At 60.6% G+C, this 14,852-nt stretch carries 14 protein-coding genes; 7 read left to right on the top strand and 7 right to left on the bottom strand.

The window, feature by feature from the left end:
- Positions 1-7 precede the first annotated feature (7 nt).
- Together glyS and glyQ are read right to left on the bottom strand one after the other, a co-directional pair.
- Positions 8-2,104, bottom strand: a complete 2,097-nt coding sequence (gene glyS / locus CCR96_RS01385; protein WP_201215332.1) for a glycine--tRNA ligase subunit beta — start codon at positions 2,102-2,104, stop codon at positions 8-10.
- Positions 2,101-3,030, bottom strand: coding sequence for a glycine--tRNA ligase subunit alpha (gene glyQ, locus CCR96_RS01380; protein WP_201215330.1), 930 nt, complete (start codon positions 3,028-3,030; stop codon positions 2,101-2,103). Before glyQ ends, glyS begins: the two co-directional genes overlap by 4 nt.
- Positions 3,031-3,176: 146 nt before the next feature.
- On the opposite strand from glyQ, the gene CCR96_RS01375 reads away from it, so the two are divergent.
- The 5 genes from CCR96_RS01375 to CCR96_RS01355 all read left to right on the top strand — a co-directional run bounded on the left by CCR96_RS01375 (position 3,177) and on the right by CCR96_RS01355 (position 9,733).
- The gene (locus CCR96_RS01375; RefSeq protein ID WP_201215328.1) at positions 3,177-4,322 is read left to right on the top strand and encodes a cation diffusion facilitator family transporter; all 1,146 of its coding nucleotides are present in this window, start codon (positions 3,177-3,179) and stop codon (positions 4,320-4,322) included.
- A gap of 355 nt (positions 4,323-4,677) precedes the next feature.
- Complete coding sequence (glnA, locus tag CCR96_RS01370) at positions 4,678-6,087, top strand: glutamate--ammonia ligase (RefSeq protein ID WP_201215326.1); 1,410 nt, start codon at positions 4,678-4,680, stop codon at positions 6,085-6,087.
- 501 nt (positions 6,088-6,588) lie between these two features.
- The gene (gene glnL, locus CCR96_RS01365; RefSeq protein ID WP_242518306.1) at positions 6,589-7,671 is read left to right on the top strand and encodes a nitrogen regulation protein NR(II); all 1,083 of its coding nucleotides are present in this window, start codon (positions 6,589-6,591) and stop codon (positions 7,669-7,671) included.
- A complete protein-coding gene (ntrC, locus tag CCR96_RS01360) occupies positions 7,664-9,112 on the top strand; it encodes a nitrogen regulation protein NR(I) (protein ID WP_201215324.1) in 1,449 nt (482 codons plus the stop codon). Before glnL ends, ntrC begins: the two co-directional genes overlap by 8 nt.
- Positions 9,113-9,310: 198 nt before the next feature.
- Positions 9,311-9,733 carry a hypothetical protein gene (locus CCR96_RS01355; RefSeq protein ID WP_201215322.1) on the top strand — a complete coding sequence of 141 codons (423 nt, stop codon included), beginning with the start codon at positions 9,311-9,313 and terminating at the stop codon, positions 9,731-9,733.
- A 120-nt stretch (positions 9,734-9,853) separates the two neighbouring features.
- On the opposite strand, the gene CCR96_RS01350 is transcribed toward CCR96_RS01355, so the two are convergent.
- Entirely contained in the window at positions 9,854-10,078 is a 225-nt protein-coding gene (locus tag CCR96_RS01350) for a hypothetical protein (protein WP_201215319.1), read from the bottom strand.
- 173 nt (positions 10,079-10,251) lie between these two features.
- Here CCR96_RS01350 and CCR96_RS01345 point away from each other — a divergent pair, with 173 nt between their 5' ends.
- Positions 10,252-10,713 (top strand): tRNA (cytidine(34)-2'-O)-methyltransferase, encoded by a 462-nt coding sequence (locus tag CCR96_RS01345; protein WP_201215317.1) that lies wholly within the window; start codon positions 10,252-10,254, stop codon positions 10,711-10,713.
- Between the two features lie 87 nt (positions 10,714-10,800).
- Here CCR96_RS01345 and CCR96_RS01340 read toward each other — a convergent pair whose 3' ends face one another.
- From CCR96_RS01340 to CCR96_RS01325, 4 genes are all read right to left on the bottom strand, one after another.
- Positions 10,801-11,796 (bottom strand): NAD(P)H-dependent glycerol-3-phosphate dehydrogenase, encoded by a 996-nt coding sequence (locus CCR96_RS01340; protein ID WP_201215315.1) that lies wholly within the window; start codon positions 11,794-11,796, stop codon positions 10,801-10,803.
- 15 nt (positions 11,797-11,811) lie between these two features.
- On the bottom strand, positions 11,812-12,321 hold the full coding sequence (secB, locus tag CCR96_RS01335; protein WP_201215313.1) for a protein-export chaperone SecB: 510 nt from the start codon (positions 12,319-12,321) through the stop codon (positions 11,812-11,814).
- A 102-nt stretch (positions 12,322-12,423) separates the two neighbouring features.
- On the bottom strand, positions 12,424-12,840 hold the full coding sequence (locus CCR96_RS01330; RefSeq protein ID WP_201215449.1) for a rhodanese-like domain-containing protein: 417 nt from the start codon (positions 12,838-12,840) through the stop codon (positions 12,424-12,426).
- 169 nt (positions 12,841-13,009) lie between these two features.
- Positions 13,010-13,408 (bottom strand): ArsR/SmtB family transcription factor, encoded by a 399-nt coding sequence (locus CCR96_RS01325; protein WP_242518302.1) that lies wholly within the window; start codon positions 13,406-13,408, stop codon positions 13,010-13,012.
- A 109-nt stretch (positions 13,409-13,517) separates the two neighbouring features.
- Here CCR96_RS01325 and CCR96_RS25255 point away from each other — a divergent pair, with 109 nt between their 5' ends.
- Positions 13,518-14,792 (top strand): peptidoglycan DD-metalloendopeptidase family protein, encoded by a 1,275-nt coding sequence (locus CCR96_RS25255; RefSeq protein WP_201215311.1) that lies wholly within the window; start codon positions 13,518-13,520, stop codon positions 14,790-14,792.
- Positions 14,793-14,852: the final 60 nt, after the last annotated feature.

Here is a 14,852-nt window from a genome sequence, read left to right as displayed (position 1 = left end):
TTTCGCATTATCCTTGCAGCAACGAGATATCAGCGACCCCAAGAAACAACCGCTCGATCCGCTGCAACAGCGCGAGTCGATTGGCCCGGATCTCGGGCGCGTCCGCCATCACCATCACCTGCTCAAAGAAATCGTCAAGCGTTTGGCGCAGACTCGAGAGTTCGGCAAGGGCGGCCTTGTAGTCGTGCTGATCCAACAAGCCAGTCACCTTATCGCTCAGCGTATTGACAGCCATGGCAAGCGACTGCTCGGCAACGTCCTGCAACAACGCCTGCTCGACCTGCTGGCCAATCTCCTCAGCCGACACCTTCCGCAGGATATTGCGCGTCCGCTTATTGGCGGCCGCGAGTGCGCTCGCCTCCGGGCGGCCACGAAAATGCTGGACGGCTTGGATGCGGCGATCGATATCCACGGGCTCGCTGAGGTCGAGCGCCAAGACCGAAGCGATGACGTCGGCATCGGCTGAACGATCGTCGCCAGCGTCAGCGTAGTAGCGCTTCAGGCGCTCGACACAATATCTCAAGACCTCGTCGACGCAGCTGGCCGCATTCAGACTGGCCGGAAAACGAGCCGCTGCCCGTTCGAACAGAACGCGAAGATCCAGTGCCAATGGCGTCTCGATCAAGATGCGCAGCACGCCAATGGCGGCCCGACGCAACCCATAAGGATCTTTGACTCCGGTTGGACGCAGACCGATGGCGAAAATGCCAACCAAGGTGTCGGCGCGGTCCGCGATCGCCAGCGCGCGCGCAAGGTCAGTCTCCGGCAAATGATCGCCAGCGTGCTTAGGCCAGTAATGCTGTTCAATCGCCGCTGCGACGATCGGGGCTTCGCCAGAGTGCTCTGCATAGTAGCGGCCCATCACGCCTTGCAAGCTGCCAAACTCGCCAACCATCTGGGTCACGAGATCGGCCTTGGCCAGCCGCGCGGCGTGGCGGGTTTGGCTGCTATCGCCGCCAATCACCTCAGCAATCCAAGCACTCAGTTCCGCGACACGCTCAGTCTTTTCGAGCAGGGTGCCAAGCTGATGCTGGAAGACGATTCCCTGGAGCGCGTCCACGCGCTCGCCGAGTGGAGTCTTGAGATCCTGCTCCCAGAAGAACTTGGCATCGGCAAACCGCGGCCGAATCACCCGCTCGTTGCCGGCCCGAACCTGATTCGGATCGCGGCTTTGGATGTTGCTGACGGTGATGAAGCAAGGCAACAGGCTTCCAGAGTCATCCACCACCGGGAAATACTTCTGGTTGGCTTGCATGGTCTCGATCAAGACCTCTGAGGGCACCTCGAGGAAGCTTGGATCGAAGCGTCCGAGTATGGCGACTGGCCACTCACAGAGTGCCGTCACCTCATCGAGCACGGACTCATCGATCATCGCCGCCCCACCCGCTTCGGCCGCGAGTGCTTCAACCTGCTCGAGGATGGCGCTGCGTCTAGCTGCCAGGTCGGCTTCGACGTAAGCACCTCGCAGCGCCGTCAGATAGTCAGCGGCGGAGGTCAGACTCAGTGCACCCGGATGATGGAAACGATGCCCGTGCGTGAGACGATCGATCTCGATCCCGAGCACCTGTCCCGGGACGACGGCATCGCCCAGCAGCACGCAGACCCAATGCACCGGGCGCACGAACTCGACATGGCTATCCCCCCAGCGCATCCGTTTCGGGATCGGCAACGCTGCCAATGCCGCGTCGATCAGCTCCGGCAAGAGGGCTGCGGCCGGTTTGCCGATGACCTGCTGCCGATAGCATAGCCAAGCGCCCTTTTCGGTCAGTTCCTGCTCCAGCGTGTCGACAGCAACGCCGCAAGACTGCGCAAATCCCAATGCGGCCTTGGTCGGAGCGCCATCGGCATCGAATGCGGCTTTCAGCGCGGGGCCGCGCCGAGCGACTTGCTCATCGGGTTGCGCGAGTGCGACTTGGCACAGGATCACCGCGAGCCGACGAGGGCTTGCAAACGCCTGCCCGCTACCATGAGTAAGCCGGGCATCGTCTAGGCCCTTCAGCAGGCCATCGCGGAACGCCGTCGAGAGTTTTGCCAGGGCGGCTGGAGGCAATTCCTCGGTGCCAATCTCGACCAAGAGATCAGCGGTATTATTGTGACTGCTCATGCGGCCTCCTCGGCGCCGGCATTGGCGGCTGCCATCGGGAAGCCGAGCGTCTCGCGACTGTGGTAATAGGCCTCAGCCACCGCTCGCGCGAGCGTCCGGACCCGGAGGATAAAGCGTTGACGCTCGGTGACGGAAATGGCACCGCGTGCATCGAGCAGATTGAAGGTATGGGAGGCCTTCAACACCTGCTCGTAGGCCGGCAGCGGCAGGCCAGCCTCGACCAAGACCTTGCTTTGTTGCTCGCAGACGTCGAACAACGCAAACAGCGACGGGATATCAGCGTGCTCGAAGTTGTAAGCGGACTGCTCGCGCTCGTTCTGCAGAAAGACGTCGCCATAGGAGACAGGGCCAGTGGCGGAATCTGTCCAGAGCAGATCGTAGACGCTCTCGACGCCCTGTAAATACATCGCGATGCGCTCGAGCCCGTAAGTGATCTCGCCGGTGACGGGCCGACATTCGAGCCCACCGACCTGCTGGAAATAGGTGAACTGTGTCACCTCCATGCCATTCAGCCAGACCTCCCAGCCCAATCCCCAGGCGCCCAAGGTTGGTGACTCCCAATTGTCTTCGACAAAACGGATATCGTGGATCAGCGGATCGATACCGAGCGCGCGGAGTGAGTCCAGATACAGCGCTTGGATCGCCTCCGGCGAGGGCTTCATGACCACCTGAAACTGATAATAGTGCTGCAAACGATTTGGGTTCTCGCCATAGCGACCATCCGTCGGCCGCCGCGATGGCTGCACATAAGCAGCATTCCATGGCTCTGGGCCGATCGCGCGCAAGAAGGTCCCTGGATGGAAGGTTCCTGCCCCTACCTCCATGTCATAAGGCTGTAGGATCACGCAGCCTTGACGGCTCCAATAGTGCTCGAGTTTGAAGATCAGTTCCTGGAAACTGATCCGATCGTCCGACAGATTGCTCAACGCGGACTCCGGCGTCTGCTAAAACCCCACAGTATAGCGATCTTGCTCCTTTGCCGACCACAGCAAACGCCAGGGTCACAAGCCATCCTCGCCGTTATAATCCGCGCCATTCGACGCCGCACTCGCACAGACGCATCGGGGCTCTCATGGACACCATCGCACGCCAGACGCGCGCAAGGGCGATCAAGCGCACGACCTTGGTTGGCGCGCTCATCAACCTGCTGCTGTCCGCGATCAAGATCGCGGCTGGCTGGTTTGGGCAATCTCACGCGCTGATCGCCGACGGCGTTCACTCCCTGTCTGACCTGTTGTCTGATGTCCTGGTCTGGTTTGCAGGCCACAAAGCGGCGAAAGGACCCGACGCCGAGCATCCCTACGGCCACGGGCGCTTCGAGACGGTCGCGACACTGGTGCTCGGCTTCTTGCTCAGTGCCGTCGCCATCGGTATTGCATGGGACGCCACCGAGCGCCTGTTCCAGCCGGAAGCGTTGTTGCAGCCTGAGCCCATTGCGCTCTACGCGGCAGGCCTGTCGATCCTCGTCAAAGAGGCGCTCTACTGGTATACGCGTGCCTATGGACTGCGCGTGCGCTCGGATCTGCTCATGGCCAACGCCTGGCACCACCGTTCGGATGCGATCTCCTCGATCGTCGTCTTGATCGGTGTCGCCGGAACGCTCGCCGGCCTGCCCTACCTCGATTCGGTGGCCTCGGTGATCGTTGCGGTGATGATCGCAAAGATCGCTTGGGATCTTGGCTCGAATGCGATGCGCGAGTTGGTCGATACCGGTCTCAGCCCCGAGCGGCTGCGCGAGATCAGTCAGATCATCCGCCGCAGCACCGGTGTCCGCGATGTCCACATGCTGCGCACGCGCACCCTGGGCGGCAACGCCTCGGCTGACGTCCACATCCTGGTCGACCCTGATATCAGCGTCTCTGAAGGGCACGCCATCAGTGTGTTGGTACAAGAGCGGCTCATGGAGACCATCGATCGGATGTCTGACGTTACGGTCCACATCGATCCCGAGGACGATGAGACCGCGGCGCCAACCAAGGGCTTGCCGCTGCGCACCGAGGTCATTGAGCGCCTCGACCAGCTTTGGGGGCAGATTCCCGAAGCCTTGATGCGCAAACGCTTAGTCCTCCACTACCTTGAGGGCGCCATCACCGTCGACATCTTTTTCCCCTTGCGAACCTATATCGACGAGCCAACAGCCCGTCAGCTTCGGGATCGACTTCGCCAGGCGTTGCAAGCAGATGCTCGCTTCGCCGAGGTCCGAGTCTACTTTGGTTGAGGGATTGGTTGAGGGTTTGGCTGATGGATCGACTGATCGATGGACCCTCTTTTAGTCTGCCCTGTTTTGGTGCATTATCACGCGATACGTGTTTTATCCTGGTGCGTCATGCGGCTTGCTTCGCCAAAACCTTGCCGCTTGACCGCTCGCAGAGAGCGAGCTGCAGACGATGGCACATAATCTGCATAAAAATATTTGGATAGCAGCGACGCGATCCGAGTATTGCACAACCACGGCTTGTCCGAACTGACAGACCGATGATCGATCGCCTGTGATCCTGGATCGGGCGCTTCGCGTTGACCTAGCATTCGAACCCTATTCTCAATCCCAAGACCTACAGCGGGAGATTTCGCAGATGTCCGCCACTGACGTGTTGAAGACCATCAAAGACGAGGAAGTAAAGTTCGTGGACCTTCGGTTCACCGACACGCGCGGCAAGGAGCAACACGTCTCCCTGCCCGCTCGGGTGATCGATGAGGCCCTATTCCAAGACGGAAAGATGTTCGATGGCTCATCAATCGCCGGCTGGAAAGGTATCGAGGCGTCTGACATGGTCTTGATGCCAGAGGCCGCGACGGCGGTGATGGACCCGTTCACCGATGAGAAGACGATGATCATCCGCTGCGACATCCTTGAGCCCGCGACCATGCAGGGCTACGAGCGTGATCCACGTTCGGTCGCCAAGCGCGCCGAGGCCTACCTCGCATCGACCGGAATCGCCGATACCGCGTTCTTTGGTCCCGAGCCTGAATTCTTTGTCTTCGATGATGTCCGTTGGGGCGTCACCATGGCCGGTTCGTTCTATAAGGTCGATTCCGAAGAGGCCGAGTGGAACTCCGAGCGCGTGTTCGAAGATGGCAACATGGGCCATCGTCCCAGTGTCAAGGGAGGCTACTTTCCGGTACCGCCGGTCGACTCTCTGAACGACCTCCGTGCGGCCATGTGCCTAGCGCTAGAGGAAATGGGCGTTCCGGTCGAGGTCCATCATCACGAGGTCGCTACTGCTGGCCAGTGCGAGATCGGCACCCGGTTCGGGCCTCTGGTTCGTCGTGCCGACATGAACCAGATCACCAAGTATGTGATCCAAAACGTCGCCCATGCCTATGGCAAAACGGCCACCTTCATGCCGAAGCCACTGGTTGGCGACAACGGTACCGGCATGCACGTGCATCAGTCACTCGCCAAAGACGGCGTCAACATCTTCGCCGGAGACAAGTACGCTGGCCTCTCCGATAACGCGCTGTACTACATCGGCGGCATTATCAAGCACGCCCGCGCGTTGAATGCCCTGACCAACGCCTCGACCAACTCCTACAAGCGGCTGGTCCCCGGATTCGAGGCACCGGTGATGCTGGCCTACTCGTCCAAGAACCGTTCAGCATCGATCCGCATCCCACACGATGCCAATCCGAAGGGTCGCCGCATCGAGGTGCGCTTCCCGGATTCAACCGGCAATCCCTATCTGTCGTTTGCCGCCATGATGATGGCTGGACTCGACGGCATCCAAAACAAGATCCACCCGGGCGATCCGATGGACAAGGATCTCTACGATCTGCCGCCAGAGGAAGAGAAATCGATCCCACAGGTCTGCTTCGCGCTCGACCAAGCGCTCGATGCGCTCGACAAGGACCGAGAGTTCCTGACTGCTGGTGGCGTCTTCACCGATGATGTGATTGATGGTTACATTAACCTGAAGATGGGCGAAGTGACTCAGTTGCGGATGAGCACCCACCCGGTCGAATTTGACATGTACTACAGCCTCTGATCTTTGGATACAGCGCAGGATGAAGGGCCGCTCAGCTAAAGAGCGGCCTCCTGCTACCCCTCTCATCGCGCTCTGATTGACAGAGCCACAGCCGCGATGAAGGCCGTTGTAGGCCAAATGCCCAATCAGCGTTGGCATTGCCTGCCATGAGCCCAGCCCCTTCTGTCTGCGTAGGGCGCCAGCCCAGTCCCAGCCCGCCGGCGTGACCAAGCCCTGTTCGAGCCTGGTGCATTCAATTGCACATCCGCAGTGCGTTAGGCACTAGACTAGTGCGCATGCCGGGTGCTGCCTTGATAAGCAGCGTCCATGAGGGCTTGGGCGCCATTCGTATCCGTCTTTTCAGCGCAACTAACATCCTGCACTGATTGATCTTTTTTGCGATTACCCGGCGCCTTCCTGTTAGCCTGGCGCCTAGGCCCCGATCCCGCGTCCATGGCCCTGATCTGGCGCGGTGTTTGCTTATGGCTTAGGGATAGGAGCCAAGCGACCACACAACGACTGATGAACCAAACACCGAGCGGACTGAGCCGGCTTGGCACCATGATCCTCGACAACCTAAGCACGGCCGTGCTGCTGTTCGATCGCGACCTTCGCCTGCGGTATATCAATATCGCTGGGGAAAATCTTCTCGCGGTCAGCGCAAAAACGGTTCTCGGCGAGGCAGCAGGAAATCTCGTCCCCTGCCCCACCGACTCGGTAGAGGGCCGGCTGCGGGAATCCCTCGATACGCGCCAGCCCTTCACGGAGCGCGAGGTCGAGGTCAAGCGCCCGGATCGCCAGATCATTCGCGTCAACTGCACGGTTCTACCGCTGCATCCCGTCGATGAGCCCTACGAGCTGCTGATGGAGATGCAACAGATTGATCGGCAGCTCAGAATCGCGCGTGAGGAGTATCTGATCTCCCAGCACCATGCGACCCAAGCGCTGCTGCGCGGTTTGGCCCACGAGATCAAGAATCCGCTCGGCGGCCTACGAGGCGCTGCTCAACTCCTAGAGCGCGAGCTGCCGAATCCGGAACTCCGCGAATACACCCGAATCATCATCGACGAAGCGGACCGGTTACAGACGCTGCTGAATCGCATGCTAGGGCCGAATAACCTGCCACATCTCAGCTCCCTGAATATCCACCATGTGATCGAGCATGTGCGCGGTCTGCTGAGCGCCGAGTTCCCCTCTGGACCCGAGATTATTCGCGACTACGACCCGAGCATCCCGAACCTAGAAGCCGATGCCGATCGCCTCATCCAGGCCATTCTCAATATCGCACGCAATGCCGCCCACGCCGCCGGCCAGCATGGCCAGGTCAGGCTGCGCACCCGCGTCATGCGGCAGTTCACCGTCGGTAATGTACGCCACCGGCTGGTCTTGGTGATCGAGATCGAAGACGATGGGCCGGGCATCCCCGAGGAGCTCATGGATCGTATCTTCTTTCCAATGGTGTCTGGCCGCGCTGGTGGCACGGGACTTGGGCTCGCGATTGCTCAGGAACTCGTGAATCAGCATCAAGGATTGATCGAATGCGAAAGCCGCCCGGGCTATACCAACTTCCTGGTCTATCTTCCGCTGGAGCCGATCCATGAATAGAGTGCCCCGGATTTGGGTGATCGACGACGACCGTTCGATACGCTGGGTGCTTGAGCGCGCCCTGCGTCAGGCTGAGATGGATGTGACCAGCTTTTCCAACGGCGTCGGCGTCATGGATGCGCTCGAGCGCGAGACGCCCGATGTCATCCTTTCCGACATCCGCATGCCGGGGATCGACGGTCTCGAGCTGCTTGAGCAGATCACAGCGCGCTACCCTCAGATTCCGGTCATCATCATGACCGCGCACTCCGATCTCAACAGCGCTGTTTCGGCCTTCCACGGCGGCGCCTTCGAGTACCTGCCAAAGCCATTCGACATCGATGAGGCGGTGGATCAGGTGCAGCGGGCCTGTCGCAAACACAACGATGGAGCTGCTGAACCACCACCGCTGCCGCATAGTCCGGACATCATCGGCGAGGCAGCGTCGATGCAGGAGGTCTTCCGTGCGATTGGCCGTCTCGCACGCTCCAACATCACCGTGTTGATCAATGGCGAGTCCGGGACGGGTAAGGAACTGGTCGCACATGCGCTGCACCGGCACAGCCCACGCGCGCAGGCGCCGTTCATCGCCCTGAACATGGCTGCGATCCCGCGCGATCTGATGGAGTCTGAGCTCTTTGGCCATGAGCGTGGCGCCTTCACTGGTGCCCAGACGCGCCGTGAAGGCCGCTTTGAGCAGGCCGATGGCGGCACCCTGTTCCTCGACGAGATCGGCGATATGCCCGCTGAGCTGCAGACGAGGCTCCTGCGGGTGCTCGCTGATGGCGAATTCTATCGTGTCGGCGGACTCACCCCCGTCAAGGTCGATGTCCGCATCATCGCCGCAACGCATCAGAACCTACGCGAACTCGTCGCCAAGGGCAGTTTCCGCGAAGATCTGTTCCATCGCCTGAATGTCATCCGCATTCATCTGCCAGCATTGCGCGAACGGCGTGAAGACATTGGCTTATTGATGCGCCACTTTCTCGCCCAAGCCGCCAAAGAGCTCGGCTGCGAGGCTAAGATATTGGCGAATGACGCGCTTGAGCGGCTCGAACGGCTCGAATGGCCAGGCAATGTACGCCAGCTCGAGAACACCGCCCGCTGGCTTACCGTGATGGCCTCGACCAAGCAGATCCATGTCGGCGATCTACCGCCCGACCTCGATGGAATCTCAACAGCGGCGCACAGCGATGACCAGTGGGAAGGCACGCTACGCGCCTGGACCCGGCGTCGCTTGCAGCAGGGTGATCACGGCATCCTTGACTCCGCGATGCCGGCGTTCGAGCGCATTCTGATCGAATGTGCCCTTGAGCATACCGGCGGTCGGCGTCAAGAAGCCGCCAGGCTATTAGGCTGGGGGCGAAATACCCTAACCCGCAAGATCAAGGATCTTGGCATGGATGAAGACGGATCGGATGATACCAGCGAGGACGACGAAGCCAGCCCTGCTGCTAGCTAGCTCGTCGCGAATCCTTTCGGGCGTCCATTCGCTCATCCATCGCGTCGCGCAGCGCGGCCTGGGCCTAAACCAACCGCAGGCGACGCTAGCAATCGCGAGCAAGGCGCCCCACCTCGGTGCAATCGAGGCGGCCAAGCCGTCAATCGCCAGACCCTTAACCGCCAAACCCCAAACACCCTCAGCCACAGGACTTCACCAGTGGACAGTAGCAGTATCCGCCTCCCCGGCTCTGAGCTTGCCGAGATCAGTTTTGCCGATGGCACCCTCAGGGTTGCCTTCGCCCGCGCCTATATCATCAAGACCATGACCGGATCGACCGAGAAGACCCTCTGGTGGCAGGCCGGTGAACTGGTGCTCGACAATGCCGAGCTGCTCGCGCCGCTACCGGAGCCAGAGCCGGGCGAAAGTCTCATCTGCGACGGCGGCGACATCGACGAAAACGTCTATACCTATCGAGATATGATTCCCATCCCGCTCGAGAGTCGTGGCCATTGTCGCTGCGATCTGAAGCTTCGTGATAGTGACGCGCGCATCATCGCTCAGGGCGAGACCGTTCAGCTCTTGATGCAGGCGACGCCGAAATATATCGAGCATATTCGACCCGCAGGCGAGGTCGACTGAATCGAACAGGTCGCATGCTATCGGTCCATTCTATCGGCCAGCAAAAAGCCCCAGGCCGCAAACAAGGCACTGGGGCTTTTAGCTGGCACATCGATCCGGGGTATCAGCCCCGCTGCCCTTTTAGAGCCGGCTTGAGCCAACAATCTCGTGCGCGATGTCGACGACGCGGTTGGCCATGTCCGAATACTCTTGGCGGTAGTCGGCCAACAAGCCATCCTGCGAGGCCCAGTAGTCCTTGCCGCTGACGCCATGCTCATGCTCGTAATCGATGAATTGCTTCTGCATCTCGAGCATCTTGTCGATCAGGTCCTGCTTCTCTTTCTTCAAGGCAGCGATGTCGGTCATGGTGTTCTCCCCCGCAGGGTATCGTTGATCTCTTAGTGCGAACGCCGGATGGAACCGTTGCCGGCAAGGTTCATCGCCTTGTGCGGCAGATCCGGAGAGGTGGGCGGCTCAAAAGAATATGCCGAACGATTAATATACCATGGTCGCTCGATACTCGGTCAAGCAACGCCAGCATGTTCCATGTCATCCTCTATCAGCCTGAGATCCCGCCCAACACCGGCAACGTGATCCGGCTCTGTGCGAATACCGGCTCCAGTCTCCACCTCATCGAGCCCTTGGGCTTCGAACTTGACGACCGTAGGTTGCGCCGCGCTGGCCTCGATTATCGGGAATGGGTCGGTGTGCAGGTGCATGCAAACATGACCGCATGTTTGCATGCACTGGGCCAACCCCGACTCTTCACGCTGAGCACCCATAGTCGTTGCACCTATGCGGATAGCCGCTTCCGGGCCGGTGACGCCTTTCTGTTCGGGCCCGAGACTCGCGGACTCCCGGTGGAGCTGCGCGAGTCCGTCCCACCTGAGCGACGTCTGCGGCTACCGATGCGGCCAAACAACCGCAGCCTCAACCTCTCCAACGCGGTGGCTGTGGTGGTTTATGAAGCCTGGCGTCAGAATGACTTTCGCAGCGACTAGCCCGGTATAGCCCAGACTCAGTTTAATGCTCTCTGTCCGGCGCTCTCAGTCCAGCCCTCTCAGTCCAGCCCTCTCAGTCTAGCCCTCTCAGTCTAGCTCAGAGCGACCCGAGCGCTCGAGCAATCGACGGGTTGCGGCTTCTGGGGTCTGGCCCTCATGGAGCACTGCATAAACCTGCTCGCAGATCGGCATCTCGATCTGATGCGCGCGGGCGATCCGCTGCACGGCCTGTGCGGTGATCATGCCTTCGACCTCTTGACCGATCTCCGCCAAGGCGGACGCTGTGCTTTGGCCGTGGGCCAGAGCCAACCCCAGCCGTCGATTTCGAGACTGATTGTCGGTACAGGTCAGCACCAGATCGCCAAGGCCAGCCAGGCCCATAAAGGTCTCGCGGCGTGCGCCGAGCGCGGTTCCAAGCCGGATCAGTTCGGCCAGCCCGCGGGTGATCAGCGCGGCCCGGGTATTCGCGCCAAAGCCCAAACCGTCGGCGATGCCGGTGGCGATGGCGAGCACATTCTTGGCCGCGCCGCCGACTTGCACACCGATCAGATCATCATGAGTGTAGGCACGAAAACGCTCCGAGTGCACCCAAGCTGCGCACTGCTCGGCAAAGGCCATGCTGGATGCGGCCAGGGTGACCGCCGTTGGCAGGCCCTGTGCGACCTCTGCCGCAAAGCTCGGACCCGAGAGGACGGCGAGTTCACGCTGTCCGGTGCGCTCGAGCACGACCTCGTGCAGTAGCCGCCCACTGGCGAGGTCGAAACCCTTGGTAGCCCAGAGCACCCCGAGGTCGGCCGGCAAGAATGGCGCCGTTGCGCTCAGGACATCAGCGAAGAACTGGCTCGGCACCGCGACCAAGATCCCCGTCGCGCCGTCGAGCGCCTGCACGAGCGAGGTCGTCGGCTCGATCAGATCCGGAAGCGCGATGCCGGGCAGGAAGGTCTTGTTTTCGCGGTCGCGCTGCAGCGCGGCGATCTGTTCGGGGTCATGGCTCCAGAGTGGTGTCTGATGGCCATTCCGAGCCAACAGCACCGCAAGTGCCGTACCCCAAGAACCGGCACCAATGACCGCGATACGCTGCATGAGGGTTCGTAACCGTTAATGGGTCTTCTCGCCAGCGGCTGGCGCTTGTGCCTGGCCTGCGGCCGCTGTAGCCTCGCCCGACGCCGCCTGCTCGGCCTGCTTCTGCGCATAGATTGCGTCGAAGCTGACATGCTGGAGCACCAAGTGCGGGAAGCCGCCTTTGACGACCAGATCAGAGACAGCCTGGCGCGCATAGGGAAATAGCAGGCTGGGGCAGTACACATAGAAGAGCGGGCCGAGCTCTTCTTGCGCGAAACCAGCAACGCTGATGATGCCCGCCTGCTGGACCTCGATCAGATAGGCCGTCTGCTCGCCGACCTTGGTCGTCACGGTTACCGTGAGCACAATCTCGTGCGTGTCTTCGGCGAGTGCAGAGAGCTTGATATCCAGATGCAGCGAGGTCTCAGGCTTCCACTCCTGGCGAAAAATCTCTGGTGCGTTCGGTGCCTCATAGGAGAGGTCTTTGATGTAGATGCTGCGCAACGCAAATTGGCGCTCGCCTTGCGGCTGTGGATTCTCGGCCATGGAAACTCCGGTCGATCTGAACGGTGAACAGGTAATTCGGTGATGAGAAGTGGATGTGAGAATAAAGGTGGTAGAAGCTGATCTAGATGTCGCTGGCGAGCGTCAGCGCTTCTTGCGTGTCAGCGGCAGGTTGGCCGCTTCCCAGGCCATGATGCCGCCCTTGAGGTTGTAGACTTCGTTGAAGCCCGACTTACGCAGCACATGGCAGGCTGCTTGTGATTGCGAGCCGGAGCGGCAGTTGACGATGACTGGGCCATCCTTGTAGCGAGACAATGCCGCGGTCTGCTTCTTGAAGCCGTTCATCGGCACGTTGACAGCATTGATGATGTGTCCTTTCGCGAAGTCCGCGGCAGGGCGAACATCGATGACGGCGGCATCGCGCTGGTTGATCATCGTGGTCGCGGCGCTCGGGTCCACCGACCCCTTCTCGCCAATGATCAGCGTGTAGGTCAGGAGGCCGAGGATGACGCCGAGTGCTGCGAACAACACCCAGTGGTTTCCGATGAATTCGAGAAGCATGGAGAAGATGTCGACTTTGGCAGGGCCGCGAAGCCGCACGAGGCGACACGGCGCAATGAGATCAGCCGATAAGTATAGGGGTCTGTACGTTTGACGTCACGCGCACTAAACAGGAATCTCAGTGAATCACGCAGGATTCATCTGCCAGAGCGGCGCGGCGCCATGCGCGTTAGGGTCCGCGACTGCAAAAGACCTCGCGCATCATGCCGATCAGCCGCAGGGTACGAGCGTCGCCGACACGATAATAGACCCGGTTGGCGTCCTTGCGTGCTGCAAGGATGCCCTTATCACGCAGGATCGCGAGATGCTGCGATATATTGCTCTGAGAGGTGCCGACGTGCTCGACGATGTCTTGCACACTCACCTCCTCGTCACCAAGGGTGCAGAGGATCTTCAGCCGCAACGGATGCGACATCGCCTTCAACGATCGCGAGGCGCGCTCGATATCGGCGTCGTTGGCGAACAGCTCGAGTTCCGAAAATTCTAGCTCGTAACCACTCCCATGCCCCTGTTCGAGCGGCGAACCCGCGTCCTGCTTCTGACCCAACACCTGTTCATCTCCCGCCATGACGTCGGCCCAAATATCAATGCTTCATAAAACGATGATAAACCTTTCCAGGGGTCTGGCAAGTCTTCATCGATCAAAGCATTTTTTTGTTGCCTTGATGATCCGGCCCGTGATCCGGCCCGTGATCCGGTTCGCGATCCGGTTCGCGATCCGGTTCCCCCTTGGTCTTGCCCTGTGCCTTGCTGCGCCTGGAGCGACGGCGGCCGTTGGCGAAGCCGGCTCGCATCAGCAGCCGCTTGAGCAGCCCCTCAAGCAGCCGCCCGAGCCGTTAGACCAGGAGCCAGATGTCGTCCGCCAGCATGAAGCTGAGCTCGAGCAACTGCAGTCCCGCCTTGCCCAGCTACGCGAGAGCATCGCCGATAACCTCGAGTATCGGGACGCGCTGCTGGAGGAGCTGAGGTTGTTCGAGCAGGACATCGATGCGCTCTCTAAGGCCAATCACCAGCTCGGAGCGATGGTGACGGCTCAGCACGAGGCGGTTGCGGCCACGGTTGCGCGTCTGCATGCCGCTCGCGCCGAACTCGGCGTTGCGCGAGCGGATCTGGCGAGCTTCGTGCGGTCTGCCTACGCTATGGGACGTGGCGATCAGGTTCGCTTGTTGCTCGGTCAGGATGATCCGCGTCGAGCCGAACGCATGTTGGGTTATTATCAGGTGATCGGTGCAAAGCGAGCGGCTCGGATCGAGCAGATACGGACACTGGAACGCGCATTACAGCAGCTCAAGCAGCAGGAGCGGGCAGAAACGACACGCCTCGCGCGACTCGCGGCGCGCCAGGATCAGACACGGGCGCGCCTGCAGAGCGCGCTGCAAGCACGGCAGACGATCTTGACCGATCTTGACCAGACCATTGCGGCCGAGCAGAGTCGTGCCTCAGCGCTGGCGACGGATGCAGAGGCGATGCGCGCCCTGATCGAGCGGGTCAAGCGTGATGCTGAGATTGCCGACGTGGTTGGTCTCAGCCAGACTGCTATCAGTGATCTGCGCGGTCAGTTGGCCTGGCCGCTCAATGGAGCGCGCGTCCTGAGGGCCTTTGGCGAGGGGCGCGAGCATGGCGCACTGCATGCCGATGGCGTCTTGTTGGCCGCGACGCAAGGCGCCGAAGTGCGTGCCGTGCATCATGGCCGCATCGCTTACGCAGATTGGCTGCGTGGCTTCGGAATGTTGATCGTGATCGATCACGGTAAAGGCTATATGTCGCTCTATGGGCACAATCAAGCGCTGATGAAGGAGGTCGGCGAATGGGTTGCCGCTGGCGATCTCATCGCTTTGGCTGGCAGCAGCGGTGGAACGGAGATCAACGGTCTCTACTTTGCGATTCGGCATGATGGGCGCGCGATTGACCCTGCCCGCTGGTGTCAGAGCACGCGAGCCACGCGTGGATGATCTGGCCCGCCTAGCTATCCGTCTAGCTATCCGTCTAGCTACCCTCCTAGCTATTCGGAA

Source organism: Halochromatium roseum, from assembly GCF_016653315.1.
Taxonomy (GTDB): Bacteria; Pseudomonadota; Gammaproteobacteria; order Chromatiales; family Chromatiaceae; genus Lamprobacter; species Lamprobacter roseus.
This window is presented reverse-complemented; position numbering and strand designations above follow the sequence as displayed.

Excerpts from the sequence above, each read along its gene's own strand:
- glyS (WP_201215332.1), bottom strand. The coding sequence starts at position 2,104 with ATGAGCAGTCACAATAATACCGCTGATCTCTTGGTCGAGATTGGCACC.
- CCR96_RS01375 (WP_201215328.1), top strand. The coding sequence starts at position 3,177 with ATGGACACCATCGCACGCCAGACGCGCGCAAGGGCGATCAAGCGCACG.
- glnA (WP_201215326.1), top strand. The coding sequence starts at position 4,678 with ATGTCCGCCACTGACGTGTTGAAGACCATCAAAGACGAGGAAGTAAAG.
- glnL (WP_242518306.1), top strand. The coding sequence starts at position 6,589 with ATGAACCAAACACCGAGCGGACTGAGCCGGCTTGGCACCATGATCCTC.
- ntrC (WP_201215324.1), top strand. The coding sequence starts at position 7,664 with ATGAATAGAGTGCCCCGGATTTGGGTGATCGACGACGACCGTTCGATA.
- CCR96_RS01350 (WP_201215319.1), bottom strand. The coding sequence starts at position 10,078 with ATGACCGACATCGCTGCCTTGAAGAAAGAGAAGCAGGACCTGATCGAC.
- CCR96_RS01345 (WP_201215317.1), top strand. The coding sequence starts at position 10,252 with ATGTTCCATGTCATCCTCTATCAGCCTGAGATCCCGCCCAACACCGGC.
- CCR96_RS01340 (WP_201215315.1), bottom strand. The coding sequence starts at position 11,796 with ATGCAGCGTATCGCGGTCATTGGTGCCGGTTCTTGGGGTACGGCACTT.
- secB (WP_201215313.1), bottom strand. The coding sequence starts at position 12,321 with ATGGCCGAGAATCCACAGCCGCAAGGCGAGCGCCAATTTGCGTTGCGC.
- CCR96_RS01330 (WP_201215449.1), bottom strand. The coding sequence starts at position 12,840 with ATGCTTCTCGAATTCATCGGAAACCACTGGGTGTTGTTCGCAGCACTC.
- CCR96_RS01325 (WP_242518302.1), bottom strand. The coding sequence starts at position 13,408 with ATGGCGGGAGATGAACAGGTGTTGGGTCAGAAGCAGGACGCGGGTTCG.